Origin of the sequence: Streptomyces fructofermentans (assembly GCF_014651055.1) — a bacterium.
GTDB classification, from domain to species: domain Bacteria; phylum Actinomycetota; class Actinomycetes; order Streptomycetales; family Streptomycetaceae; genus Streptomyces; species Streptomyces fructofermentans.
In genome coordinates, this window is sequence record NZ_BMWD01000008.1 from 86,720 (window position 1) to 99,149 (window position 12,430).

Below are 12,430 nucleotides of genomic sequence, written 5' to 3' on the forward strand. Positions count from 1 at the left end.
GGACCGGTGCAGCGGGTGCGGGGCACACGCGTGACGTTCGGGGGAGCGAATCACTGTGGGGCCGGAACAGGGACAAGTGCGGGTGCTGTCCGAGGACGGAGTCCTGTACGGAGCCGGGGTGCTGGTGGCGCCGCCCGGCACGGGTCTGCACGTCCTGACCTGCGCCCATGTCGTCGCCGCCGCCCTGGCGCGCTCCGGGACCGGCGCCTCCGGTGGGCGGGCCCCGCAGGGCCAACTCCTCGTCGACCTGCCGGGGCGCTCCTGGTCCGCCGCCGTGCGCACGGTTCCCGGCGTGTGGTCGCCGCCGCCTCCCCTGGACCTCCTCCTACCCGGCACGGCGCCGGCGGACTGCGCGGACCTCGCCGTGCTGGCCGCCCTTGAGGGCCGGCCCGCCCCGCCGTCCGGCGCGGGCGCGCTTCCGGTCGCCGAGTGCGGGCCGCCCGACGGACGGCGTGTCGCCGTGATCGGCTACCCGCGCGGCGCGCCCGCGGGGCTCATCGCCACCGCCCGCCTCACGGGACGCGGCGGCTCCTGCCCCGACTGGGTCCAGCTCGACGGGGTCCGCGCGACCGGAGCCGTCGTCGAACGCGGCTTCAGCGGAGCGGCCGTCTGGGACCCCGCGGCCCGCCGGGTCATCGGCCTGGTCACCGCGGCTTCCAAGGACCGTACGGCGAGGATCGCCTGGATGCTGCCCATGGAGGCCGCGGCACGCGTCTGGCCGCCGCTGTCCGGTGCCCTGCGGACGCCTGCCGCGCGGGCGGTCTGTTCGCCGCCGTCGCTCGAGGGGACCTACGCGCTGGCGGAGGCGCTGCTCGACGTGCCGCAGATCGCGCACGACAGCGGGCGGCTCCTCCGGGCCCAACTTCCGCCCGCCGTACGGCGCAACGTTCCCGACCATCCCTGGCCCCGGCAGCAGCTCCAGGCGCTCGTGCAGGCGTGCGCGGACCAGCCAGGCGGCTGCGCCGCGCTGCGGGTCGCGGTGGGCGCGATCGGCGGTGGCTCGGCACCGGCCGAGGAGGCGCTGAGGGTGCTGGCCGGCATCTGCTGCGGAGCCGACGCGGCAGCGGGAGGGGCCCGATGACGGACGCCAGGGCCCTCATGGGTGATGTGCGGGGCGGACCGGTCGGCCGCGAACTGCCGAGGTACCTCGTCGACGAGGTCGAGAACGCCGGCCGCCTCACCGACCTCGCCGCCGTCCAGGACATCGTCCGCCGACTGGGCCAGCGGGCCAGGGCGGCCGCCGACAGCACGGCACCGACCTCCAGGCGGGCGCTGCTCGTCCAGCTCATGGAGGAGCTGTGCGCCCGTCCGGCCGGACTCGCGCCGCTCGTACGCCATTTGGAGGTGCGCGAGGGCAACACCCCAGGCATCCAGCGGTTGAAGGCGGCGGTCGCGGCGTGGCAGGTCGACCTCTTCGCCGCCGAGGAGTGGGACGAGGTCTTCGAACTGCTCGACGGCGTACAGGTGCCCGATCTCCGGCGCTGGTACTCGGACTTCCTGCACGGCCGCAGCCGGCCTGCCGCGCCCGCCCACTGCACGGAGCCCTGGGTCGTCTTCCTGCACGCCGCGTCCCTGAACGCCCGTCCCGGCGAGTCGCTGCCCTGCTTCCAACTCCTGCGCCAGCTCGCCCTGGTGGCCGACGGCGACCAGCACTTCGGCCTGGTGGACTGGGCGGACACGCACGATCCGTACCGGCCCGAGGCGCGCGACGACGGTGCCGGGGCAGAGAAGTCGGCGGCGCCGCGGCGAACCGATGTGTGGAGCCCGCCCAGTTACCTCGTCATCCGGCTGCGCCCGCTGCTCGACGCGGACCACGACCGAGGGGCCCTGCTCTCGCACTGGTGGCGCGCGCACCCCGGTGACCAGCAGCGCGGCGCCGACCGGCGGATCGACCTGCGTCACGCGGAGGGCGCGGTACGGGAGTTGATCCACCGGGCCGAGAGCGAGTGGGCCTACCTCAGGACGGACCTGGCCCTTGAATTTGTGCTTCCCAGCCTGTTGCTTGATCTCCACGTGGAACGATGGCGCAAGACTTCTTTCCAAGGAGTGGGTGGGGTGCTGGGGGAGGATCACCACGTTGTCGTACGCAGCTCGGACCGTCACGACCGCCGGGACCTGCACGGCCGTTGGGGCAGCCGGTGGAGGGCGTTCACGGAGGGCCGGGCCGGCCGGGTCCACTGGTTCCCCGAGGACGGCCGGTCCCATCTGCTCTCCGAGCCACCGCCCGCGGTGGTCGTGCTCAGCGGTGCTCCCGGGGGCTCACGACGCGAAGGCGGGGCGCACGAAGGTTCGGACGAGCTGGGAGAGGCGCTGCGTGCCGGGGTGCCCGTCGTGCTGTGGGACCGCAGAGGGCACTCCGACCCGGCTTTCCGCACCGCGTTGCGCGCACTGCTGGACCTTCACGATCCCCGCGGACTACCTGGTGTCGTCAAAGCGTTGCGCATAGCGTCCAGTGACCGCGATTCTGAAACGGAAACTGTTGTCGGCCGCCATGTCGCTCTGCTGTGGGACGATCCGGACCGGTTGCCCGTCGCGCCCGCGGGCACTGCCTCCGTCGCCTCGACGGCCGTGGAGGAGGGTCTGTGACGCTTCCTGACGACGCCCCCGTACGGCAACCCCCGGAACTCCCGGCCGCCTCCGACGGCGCACGGCCCCGATGGTGGATCTACCGGGGCACCGGCGAACCCCTGCGCGACACCACCCTGGGCGAGCTCCTTCCGCCGCCCCCGCCCTGGCGGGCGTTCCACGGCGGACCACTGGTCGGCGCGCCCCCGCACGACGCGGCGGAGACCGACCGCAGGCTCGGCACGTACCGCCCCGCGGGCTACACCTCGGAGTTCGCCCGGAGCGAGGCGGACATGGTGAACGCGTCGCTCCTGCTGCGCCGGCCTCTCCTGGTGAGCGGACGTCCCGGAACGGGCAAGTCCAGTCTCGCCTACCGGATCAGCCGGGAGTTACGGCTCGGCCGTGTCCTGCGCTGGCACATCACCAGCCGGACGACGCTGCAGCGCGGCCTCTACGAGTACGACGCGATAGGCAGGGTGCAGGACACGGCGGCCCTGCGCGCGGCAGCCGGTGACTCCACCCCCGGCGACGACGCTCCCGCGGGCCCGCCGGGCGTCGGCGACTACATACAACTGGGGCCGCTCGGAACGGCCCTGCTCCCGCACGGCGAACCGCGCGTGCTTCTGATCGACGAGTTGGACAAGAGCGACCTCGATCTGGCCAACGACCTGCTCAGCGTCTTCGAGGAAGGGTCGTACACGATCCCGGAGTTGAGGCGAGCCAGGCGCAGGCACCCCCTCGTCCGAGTGATGACGGACGACCCCGACGGCGAGGCGGAGATCTCCGGGGGAGTCGTGAGCTGCCGGGCCTTCCCCGTCATTGTGATGACCTCCAACAGCGAGCGCGAGTTCCCGCCCGCCTTCCTGCGCAGGTGCCTGCTCCTGAACATGCCGGACCCCGGTGAGGACGACCTCGCGGGCATGCTGACCGCCCACTTCGGGGAGGACGTGGACGAGGAGTTCCTCGGTCCCCTGATCACCCGGTTCCTGGAGCGCAGCCGCGGGCAGGGCGGCCTCGCGATCGACCAGCTCCTCAACTCCGTGCACCTGGCGACGTCGCATCGGGGCCAGGGGGAGGACGGGGAGTTGCAGCGGCTGGTCGAGGCGGCCTGGCACCGGCTCGACGGAACCGTGCCCGGTGTGAGGCAGGGATGACCGGCGGCCCCGACGGGGAGCCCCGACCCGGGCTGTCCCGCCTCGAGTTGATGGACGCCGTGTACCTCGCGGCGTGCCGGCACGCCGCGGCGCCGTACCGCGACTGGCGGCCGCCGGCGCCCCGGAGGCCGGCTGGTCCGCCGGCGCGCGGCGGACCGGGCGCACCCGACAGGCCGGCCGCCGGCCGCGAGGCGTCCGGGCCGCCGGGGGACGCGCCCGCGCCGGGCCGGGACCGCGCCCACGAGGACGGGACACGACCGGCGGCAGGGGTTGCCGGGACGCCCGAGGCCCCCGGCCAGACAGCCGCGGGACCGGAGCGGACACCGGGGCCGGACGGCCCGGCCTCCGGCGCGGAGTGGGCCACCGGGGCCGACGGCCCCTGGGAGCCGTTCGAACCCGAACCCTTCAACGAAACGGACGCGGCGGGGGCGCGGCCGTCCCGGTCCGCACACCTGCCGGGTGGCGGACTCGCCCTCGGGCACGCGCTGCGGCCGATGCGGCTGCGCAGGCCGGCCGCGGACGCCCCGGTGCTCGACGAGGAGGCCACCGCCGAACGCGCCGCGGCCGAGGACCTGTGGCTGCCGGTCCACGGGCCTTCGGACGAACGCCGTCTCGGCCTGGTCCTGGTGGTCGACGCGAGCCCGTCGATGGAACTGTGGAGCGACACGGTCCGTGACGTACGGGGCCTGATGGAGAACACGGCGGCCTTCCGGAGCATCAGGACCGTGCGGCTCGACGTCGCCGCCGCCGGGACCGCGGTGCGCAGGCGCGGCGGACGCCCCGTGACTGGGGCCTACGGGCCCGACGACGTGGTCCTGGTGCTCACTGACGGGTTCGCCAAGGCCTGGCGCAACGGCGACGCGGCCGCGTTCCTCTGCGGTGTCGCCCGGAAGTCGCCGACCGCCGTGCTGAGCCTGATGCCCCAGGAGGTGTGGGAGTTCACCCTCCCCAGCGCGGTCCGGGCGCGACTGGCCGCCCCGCACCCGGCCCTGCCGAACGGGTCGCTCGGGTTGCTGCGAACGAGTGGTCCGGGGGAAGGGCTAGACACCCCCGACGGTACGGCCGCCCCGCGGTTGGCCGAAGCGGTGCCGGTGCCGCTCCTGGAGCTGGGTCCGGGGTCCCTGCACCGCTGGGCCCGGCTCGTGGCCGCGGCCGGCGGCACCCATGAACTCGCCGTGCTGCTCACCGGCCCGCGCGGCGACCTCGCGGCACGGAACGCCCCGGGAGCCGTTCCCGGGCCGCCTCCCGGCCGGGCCCGCGAGGCGGTACGGCGCTTCACGGCAAAGGCGTCGCCGGCCGCCTTCACCCTGGCCCGCAGGCTGGCGGCCGCCCCTCTGAACCTGCCGGTGATGCGGTTGATCCAGCGTTCGATGCCCGGGGCGGAGGCGTGGAATCTCGCGGAGATCCTGCTGTTCGGCCTGGTGCGGCGCACGGACAGCCGAATCGACGCCGAGGACGCCCAGCAGGTGTCGTTCGACTTCGGCGCGGGCGTGCGGGAGGAACTGCTGGGGCTCGGCACCCGCGGGGAGACCATGGACGTGCTCCGCCAGGTCTCGGCGCACCTCGGCCCCCGACTGGCCACGTCGATGGCGGGAGGCGATGCTCTTCTGCAGTGGCGCGTCGATGCGGTCGACCCCCCGGTCACCGATCGCACCAGGCCGTTCGTGCGCCCCCTGCACACCGCCCTCTGTGCCCTGTCCGGCCCCTATCTGACCCGTGCCACCCGGCTGAAAAGGCTGCTCCACGAGGCTGGAGAGCCGCCTTCACCAGTCAATGTGACACAGGGTTACTATTCTACTACGGTTGGCGACTCGCCACCGTCACCGCCGTCATCGCTCCCCGTGCCTCACCGGCAGGAGTCGCCCTCATTGCAGGAAGCCCCAGGAGGTTCCGTGTCCACCGCGTCGCAGTCCGTTCCATCCGTCGCGCGTACGGAACCGCCGCCGCGGTTGTGGGGCAGCGTCCCGCAGCGGAATCGTAATTTCACCGGTCGCGAGGACCTCCTCGAACAATTGAACAGGCGTTTGACCGACGGGGTGACGGCGGTTCTCCCGGAAGCCCTGCACGGGATGGGCGGCGTCGGTAAGTCGCAGATCGCCATCGAGCATGTATACAGGCGGAGCCGGGACTACCGCTTGATTTGGTGGATTCCATCCGAACAGACCAACCTGATCGTGCAGTCCCTGATTGAACTCGGGGAACAGATGGGCCTGCGGGCCGGTGCCGACCGAAGCGCCGTACCCGCGGTCCTGGAAGCCTTACGGGTCGGCGAACCCTACTCGAATTGGCTCCTGGTGTTCGACAACGCGGAGAACCCACAGGAAGTAAGGCAGTTCTTCCCCAACGACGGCCCGGGGCGAGTGCTGGTGACTTCTCGCAATTCCCAGTGGTCGAGCTTGGCCAATTCACTAGAGGTCGATGTGTTTGCACGTGAGGAGAGCGTCGCGCTCATCAAGCGACGCAGTCCGCAGATTCCCGAGGACGCCGCCAGCCGGCTGGCCGACTCGCTCGGCGACCTGCCGCTCGCCGTCGAGCAGGCCGCGGTGTGGCTCGCCGAGACGGGAATGCCGGTACACCAGTACCTCGATCTCTTCGAGACGAAGTACGCGGAACTGCTCCAGGTCGACCCGCCCGCGGACTACGACCTCCCGGTCGCCGCCGCCTGGAACGTCTCGCTGGACCGTCTGCGCGAGGACCATCCGGCGGCTCTGCAGTTGCTCCAGGTGTGCGCCTACTTCGCGCCCGAGCCGGTGGACTGGGACTTCTTCTCGGCGGTGCGGGGCGTCGACGCCCCGCCGGCCCTGCGAGCGGCGCTCGACGATCCGATCAAACTGGCACGCGCCGTGCGGGAGATCGGCAGGTACGCACTCGCGCGCATCGACCACCGCAAGTCGACCATCCAGGTCCACCGCCTCGTGCAGCGTGTACTCATCGAGCAGATGAACGGCATGGAGCGCGGCGAGATGCGGCACACCGCGCACCAGATCCTCGCGCACGCGGACCCGCGCAACCCGCAGCGCTCCTCGGAATGGCCCCGCTACTCGGCGCTGCTGCCCCATGTGCGGGCCTCCGGGATGGTGGAGTGCGAGGACCCCTGGGCCCGTGAACTCGTACTGAACGAGGCCAAGTTCCTGCTGGCCCGCAGCGACTACGGCGCCGCGCTGGACGCCGCGGAGGAGGCGGCCGGCGTCTGGCGCCGCAAACTCGGCCACGAGCACGAGCACGTCATCGCCGCGGACCAGGTGCGCGCCGAGGCGCTGCGCTGGCTCAACCGCTACACCGACGCCTACGAGCTCCAGTCCGAACTGGTCGAGCGCTGCCGCCAAGTGCTCGGCGAGCGAGACGAGGCGACGCAGCGCGCGCTGAGTGTCCTCGCGATCCTGCTGCGCCTGCGCGGCGACTTCTACCGGGCCCGCGAGCTGGACCAGCGGGCCTACGAGACGACGCTCAGGGAGCAGGGGGCGGACGACCCGGGCACCCTGCAGGCGGCCCACAACTACGCCGTGAGCCTTCGTCTGGCGGGCAACTTCGAAGAGGCCCACCGGATGGACGTCGACACGTACGAACGGCGGGTCGAGGTGATCGGCGACGATCATCTGCAGACCCTGAACACCCTGCACTCCGTCTACATCGACCTGCAGGAGCTGGGGCAGTTCCGTAGCGCGCTGGACGGCCAGGAGGAGCTGTGGAAGCGCACGCTGCGGATGCTCGGCGAGGAGCACTCCCTCACGATCTGGGTCGTGCGCGAACTCTCCGTGACGCGCCGCAAGGTCAGTGACCACACCGGCGCGCTGGAACTCTCCTCCAAGGTCCTCGACCTGCTGCGGCGCCAGCGCGGCGAGAAGTCCCTGGACACGGTGCGCGCCGCGCTGAACCACGCGACCGACCTGCGGCAGACGGGCGACCTGGGCGCTGCCGCGGACCTCGGCCGGCAGACGATGCTGCACTGCCGCGACCTGCTCGGCGAGGAGCACCCGCACGCCTACGCCACCGCCACGAACCTCGCGGTCACCCTGCGTCTGCTGGGGCAGATCGAGGAGTCCCACGCGCTCGACGAGGCGGCTGTGAACGGCCTCAGCCGCGTCCTCAGCGCGAACCACCCGCGCACGATCCTGGCCCGCACGAACCTCGCCAGCGACCTGTTCGCCATGGGGGAGCTGCAAGGGGCCCGGGACCTGGACCGGGAACTGCTGGTGCACAGCGTGGAGACCCGCGGCGGGGAGCACCCCGCGACGCTGGCCATCATGCTCAACCTCTCGTACGACCTGAAGGCGCTGGGGGAGACCGCCGAGGCCAAGGAGCTCTACGACAGGGCGCTCGCGTCATTCCGCCTGGTGCTGGGTCCCGACCACCAGGCCACGCTGGACGCCGCCAACGGAGTCCGGGCCAACTGCGACATCGATCTGCTCAGCGTCTGACGGCGCACCGTCCGGGGCCGTGGAGCGCGAGCCGAGCCAGGCCGCCAGCTCCTCGGGCCCGGCGGCGGGCGCGCCGAGCCGGGTGAGCGCGGCCTGCAGCGCCAGGACGAGTTCGGGGCGCTCGACCAGCATCGAGACCCCGTCCGCCTTCGCCGCGAGGCCGATTCCGACCAAGGAGGCGGGGGAGGCCGGCAGGCGGCGGTACTCGTCGAGCGCCGCCTCGGGTTCACCCGCCGTCAGCCGGGTGTCGGCGACCGTCGCGTCCCTGATCCCGAACGGGTGCGGGGCCCCGTCGGCGATCGCGGCGCACGCGCGGTCGAAGGCTGCGGGATCGGTGAAACGCAGCCGGGCCAGCCACAGTCGGGCCTGTTCCGCCCCGGACGTCCGGGGCGTGCCGGTGCGATGGGTCCGTAATTGTGCCGCGGGAAGCGTGAGCGGGGGCGGGTGGCCGGCCAGCAGGGCGGCCGCCAGCTCCGCCGCGGCCTCGGCGTCCACCTCTAGGTGCGCCGCCCTCCAGAGCGCTCCGAGGTCCTGGCAGCACAGGTCCGCCGCGCGCCCGGCGCGCCCGCTCGCGGGCTCCCGCGCGAGGCGGCGGGCCTCCCGCGTCAGGCCCTCGACGACCAGGCCGCCGGCTCGGGTCAGGCCCGTGGCCGTCCCGAGAGCGGCGAGGGCCGTACGCAACTGCCGGCGGTGGAGCGCGAACTCGAACTCCGCGCGCTCCCGGTCCCGGGCCTGCAGCGCGTGCCAGAACGAGGTGACCCCGGCGAAGGCGTGCGCCCCGAACAGCAGTCCCCGCAACGGGCGCGGGTCGGCACGCCAGGGCGCGAAGTACACGGGCTGAGGGCCCTCGCGGGAGGGGATGTGCAGGGGTGTCAGCTCGGCCAGCGCGCTGAGGAGCTGGTGCCGTGCCTCGTGGATCAGGGCGGCGGCCATGGCCTCGGCGTCCAGGGGCAGCGACATGGTGACCGCGCCGTAGGAGTCCGGGGCGGTGGCGCTGACCGCACGCAGCTCGCTCGGCCCGTCGACCGGTACGACCGTCCGTACTGTGCCGGTGACGAGGCGGTGCGCCGCCGGGTGGCCGGAGCGCAGGAGCGCGTCGGCCTCCCGGAGGAGCGAGCGCCAGCGCTCCAGGACGGGGGCCGTCAGCCGCGTCGGATCCTTCACCGCGCGGAAGTCGCGGTAGGGGCTGAGGTGGTCGAGTGCGAGGGGTGCGGGGCCGGTGGGGCTCTGCCGGTCGATCGTGGGGAGCGGGAACCAGCCGTCCGCCGGGCGTGCGAGGTCCCCGGGCAGACGGATCGACCCGCTGTCGCCGAACACCGCGGCGCCCCGGGGGCCGCACTCCAGGGTGACCACCGCCCAGGTCCCCCGGCTCACGGAGCCGCTCAGCCCCAGCGACGGCAGCCACAGCCGGCCCGCCCCGGCGGGGATGCGGAGCGTGGCACGGATGCCCGCCCGCAGGGCGGCCGCACCCGCGAGAGCGCCGAGCAGCGTGGCACCCGCCCAGAGCGGGGCGTCCCCGGGTGCGGCCGCGGCCCCGTGCTCCAGGCGCCGCAGGAGTTGGAAGGCCCAGGCGCCGACCGCCGGGTCGGCGAGGACGTCCTCCACGGTCGACGGGCGGGAGCGCTGGGCGTGCGCGAGCACGTCCCATGCCGTCGAGGGCCGCGTCGGCGCGTGCGTGCCCCGGGGTCCGCCCTCGTCCGGTTGCCGGGCCGTGCCGCGGATCGCCATCAGGGCCAGCAGCAGCCGGCTGCGTTGGGCCGAGCGCAGAAGAGCGAGATCGCCCTCGCTCACATCGCCGGTGGCGACCGCCGTGAACATCCGCGGCGGCAGCCTGAACGGCTCAGCGTCGGTCAACTGTCACGATCGCACCGGCCGGGACGGCGGGGGTCGTTCCGCACAGTGCGGCCATGCCGCTCTCGCACAGGGGCGCCGAGCCGCCGGCCAGCCGATGGTTCAGCGCGGCGAGGGCCGTCGGCAGGAGGCGCACCGAACCGAGTTCGTCCAGGGGGATGCCCGACAGGTCGATGAGGTCCGACTGGAGGGTTCCTGTGTTTTCCGCCGTGTCCGCCATGTCTTCCATGGTGGACGAAGGCGGCTCTCCCGGGAAGACCCGCATGACCGCCTTGACAGCACCTCCCCGTCCCCCGCAGGATCACACCCGTGAACCTGTCAGACAGCCAGACAGCTGTGCCCGTGCCGAGGCGGGTCAGTGCGATGGAAGCCGTGCTCGGGCACCTCCGTGCCGCCATCGAGGGCGGTGAGTACGCCGTGGGGGACAAGCTGCCCTCCGAGGCGGAGCTGTGCCGGCGCCTCGAAGTCAGCCGGCCCGTGCTGCGCGAGGCCCTGCGCGCCCTGCAGACCATGGGACTCACGGTGTCCCGGACCGGCAGGGGCACCTTCGTCGTGTCGAACGGCCCCGTCGAGGACCCCACCTTCGGCGACTACACGGCCAGCGACCTCATGGAGGTCCGGCGGCACGTGGAGATCCCCGTCGCGGGCTACGCCGCCGTGCGCCGCACCCCCGAGGACCTCGACCACCTGGCCCGCCTCCTGGACCGGATGGAGCGCGAGAGCGACACCATCGCCTGGGTGGCCATGGACACGCTCTTCCATCTCGCGGTCGCGCAGGCCGCTCAGAACCCGGTCTTCCGCCGGGTGATCGAGGAGATCCGCGACGCGCTGGCCCGGCAGTCCGCGTTCCTCAACGAACTCGGCGGCCGCCGCGAGCAGTCCGACCGGGAGCACCGCGCCATCGTCGAGGCACTCGTCGACGGCAGCGAACACGACGCCATCGAGGCCATGACACACCACCTCGACCGTGTCGGCACCACCCTCACCGCGATCGTGCGCTCCGAGCGCGCGGCTTCCGCGGACACCCCCATGAAAGGCGGACCCCAGGCGTGAGCGAGCAGTCCTTCGACGAGCGGACGGGGCCGGACCGCGGCCTCTCCGCCGGAGACGCGTGCGGCCGGCCCTCAGGGCACCGGCACGTCGTGCCCGCCCACCCCGACCACGTACGTCCGTGGCCCCGCGCGGCAGCCGCGACGGCCGGCCGGTACGGCGTACGCGGCCGGATCGCGCCCGTGTCCGGGAACGGGGCGGCGGCGTGAGCGCCCGGGCCACGGCCGGGTACGGCAGGCCGCTCGCGGCGGCCCCCTCCGTCCGGGAACCCCTGCACGCGCCCGTCGCCCGGCTCGTCCGCGGCGGCGTCGTTGAAGGCGTCCACTACGGATCGGTGGTCGTCCTGGCCGCCGACGGAACCGTGGAACTGCAGATCGGCGACATCGAGGCGGCCTTCTACCCGCGTTCGGCGCTCAAGCCGCTGCAGGCCGTCGCGCTGCTGAGGGCCGGCCTGCCGCTCAGGGGCGAACTGCTCGCGCTGACCGCCGCCAGCCACTCCGGCGAGGAGCGGCACCTCGCGGGCACCCGGCGCCTCCTGGAGCTGGCGGGCCTCACCGAGGACCACCTGGGCAACATCGCGGACCTGCCGTACGACCCCGTCGTCCGGGAGGACTGGATCCGTGCGGGCCGGCCGCCGTCCAGGCTCGCGCAGAACTGCTCCGGCAAGCACGCGGCGATGCTGTGGACGGCCCGTCTCAACGGGTGGTCGCTCGACGACTACCTCGACCCGGAGCATCCGCTCCAGCGGGCCGTCGCGGAGACCGTCGAGACCCTGACCGGGCAGAGGGTCGCCCGGGTCACCGTGGACGGCTGCGGCGCCCCGCTGTTCTCCGTGTCCCTGCACGGACTCGCCCGTGCCGCCGCCCGGATCGTGACGGCTCCGCCCGGCACCCCCGAGGCGCATGTGGCCGACGCGATGCGTGAGCACGCCGAGATGGTGTCCGGCTCCGGCCGTGACGTGGCCGCGCTGATGCGGGCCGTGCCGGGGCTGCTCGCCAAGGACGGCTTCGAGGGTGTCCAGATGGCGGCGCTGCCGGACGGCCGGGCGGTCGCCGTGAAGATAGCGGACGGGTCCGACCGGGCGCGTGTCCCCGTCGCCGCGGCGGCTCTCGCCCGTGTCGGTGTCGACCCGGCGGCGCTCGCCGAGTTCTCGGGGGCGCCGTTGCTCGGGGGCGGGGTGGTGGTGGGGGGTGTGCGTGCCGTACCGGCACTCGATCCGTTGACGGATCGAGTGGTGGGGGTTGCGGGATAGGGGGTTGGGGGGCTGTCTTGTCGGGTGCGGCGTGGCGGGGGTGGGGGTTCCGCGCAGTTCCCCGCGCCCCTGGGGGGTGGGTTGCCCGGGCGGATGCCCGGTGCCGGTCGTCGACGGCTGGTCGCGCAGTTCCCCGTGCC

At 73.5% G+C, this 12,430-nt stretch carries 9 protein-coding genes; 7 read left to right on the forward strand and 2 right to left on the reverse strand.

From position 1 onward, the window contains the following. Nucleotides 1-82 precede the first annotated feature (82 nt). Genes IE265_RS13675 through fxsT form a run of 4 tightly spaced genes read left to right on the forward strand, consistent with a single transcriptional unit; the run spans nucleotide 83 to nucleotide 8,137 of the window. A complete protein-coding gene (locus IE265_RS13675) occupies nucleotides 83-1,081 on the forward strand; it encodes an effector-associated domain 2-containing protein (RefSeq protein WP_190035787.1) in 999 nt (332 codons plus the stop codon). Then, the gene (locus tag IE265_RS13680) at nucleotides 1,078-2,586 is read left to right on the forward strand and encodes a VMAP-C domain-containing protein (protein ID WP_229916171.1); all 1,509 of its coding nucleotides are present in this window, start codon (nucleotides 1,078-1,080) and stop codon (nucleotides 2,584-2,586) included. Before IE265_RS13675 ends, IE265_RS13680 begins: the two co-directional genes overlap by 4 nt. After that, nucleotides 2,583-3,719 (forward strand): AAA family ATPase, encoded by a 1,137-nt coding sequence (locus tag IE265_RS13685; RefSeq protein ID WP_190035788.1) that lies wholly within the window; start codon nucleotides 2,583-2,585, stop codon nucleotides 3,717-3,719. The genes IE265_RS13680 and IE265_RS13685 overlap by 4 nt, the downstream gene beginning before the upstream one ends. A 50-nt stretch (nucleotides 3,720-3,769) precedes the next feature. Further along, nucleotides 3,770-8,137 carry an FxSxx-COOH system tetratricopeptide repeat protein gene (gene fxsT / locus IE265_RS13690; RefSeq protein ID WP_268255794.1) on the forward strand — a complete coding sequence of 1,456 codons (4,368 nt, stop codon included), beginning with the start codon at nucleotides 3,770-3,772 and terminating at the stop codon, nucleotides 8,135-8,137. Here the strand turns inward: fxsT and IE265_RS13695 are convergent. Continuing rightward, complete coding sequence (locus IE265_RS13695) at nucleotides 8,042-9,991, reverse strand: aKG-HExxH-type peptide beta-hydroxylase (RefSeq protein WP_190035790.1); 1,950 nt, start codon at nucleotides 9,989-9,991, stop codon at nucleotides 8,042-8,044. The two genes, fxsT and IE265_RS13695, sit on opposite strands and share 96 nt — an antisense overlap. Then, nucleotides 9,978-10,208, reverse strand: a complete 231-nt coding sequence (locus tag IE265_RS13700; protein ID WP_190035791.1) for a hypothetical protein — start codon at nucleotides 10,206-10,208, stop codon at nucleotides 9,978-9,980. Before IE265_RS13700 ends, IE265_RS13695 begins: the two co-directional genes overlap by 14 nt. A gap of 89 nt (nucleotides 10,209-10,297) precedes the next feature. Here IE265_RS13700 and IE265_RS13705 point away from each other — a divergent pair, with 89 nt between their 5' ends. Genes IE265_RS13705 through IE265_RS13715 form a run of 3 tightly spaced genes read left to right on the forward strand, consistent with a single transcriptional unit; the run spans nucleotide 10,298 to nucleotide 12,290 of the window. Beyond that, nucleotides 10,298-11,041, forward strand: a complete 744-nt coding sequence (locus IE265_RS13705) for a FadR/GntR family transcriptional regulator (RefSeq protein ID WP_190035792.1) — start codon at nucleotides 10,298-10,300, stop codon at nucleotides 11,039-11,041. Further along, nucleotides 11,038-11,247 carry a hypothetical protein gene (locus IE265_RS13710; protein ID WP_190035793.1) on the forward strand — a complete coding sequence of 70 codons (210 nt, stop codon included), beginning with the start codon at nucleotides 11,038-11,040 and terminating at the stop codon, nucleotides 11,245-11,247. The genes IE265_RS13705 and IE265_RS13710 overlap by 4 nt, the downstream gene beginning before the upstream one ends. After that, nucleotides 11,244-12,290 (forward strand): asparaginase, encoded by a 1,047-nt coding sequence (locus tag IE265_RS13715; RefSeq protein ID WP_190035794.1) that lies wholly within the window; start codon nucleotides 11,244-11,246, stop codon nucleotides 12,288-12,290. Before IE265_RS13710 ends, IE265_RS13715 begins: the two co-directional genes overlap by 4 nt. Nucleotides 12,291-12,430 lie beyond the last annotated feature (140 nt).

Coding starts and splice junctions, on each gene's coding strand:
- IE265_RS13700 (WP_190035791.1), bottom strand. CDS start 10,208: ATGGCGGACACGGCGGAAAACACAGGAACCCTCCAGTCGGACCTCATC.
- fxsT (WP_268255794.1), top strand. CDS start 3,770: ATGGACGCCGTGTACCTCGCGGCGTGCCGGCACGCCGCGGCGCCGTAC.
- IE265_RS13680 (WP_229916171.1), top strand. CDS start 1,078: ATGACGGACGCCAGGGCCCTCATGGGTGATGTGCGGGGCGGACCGGTC.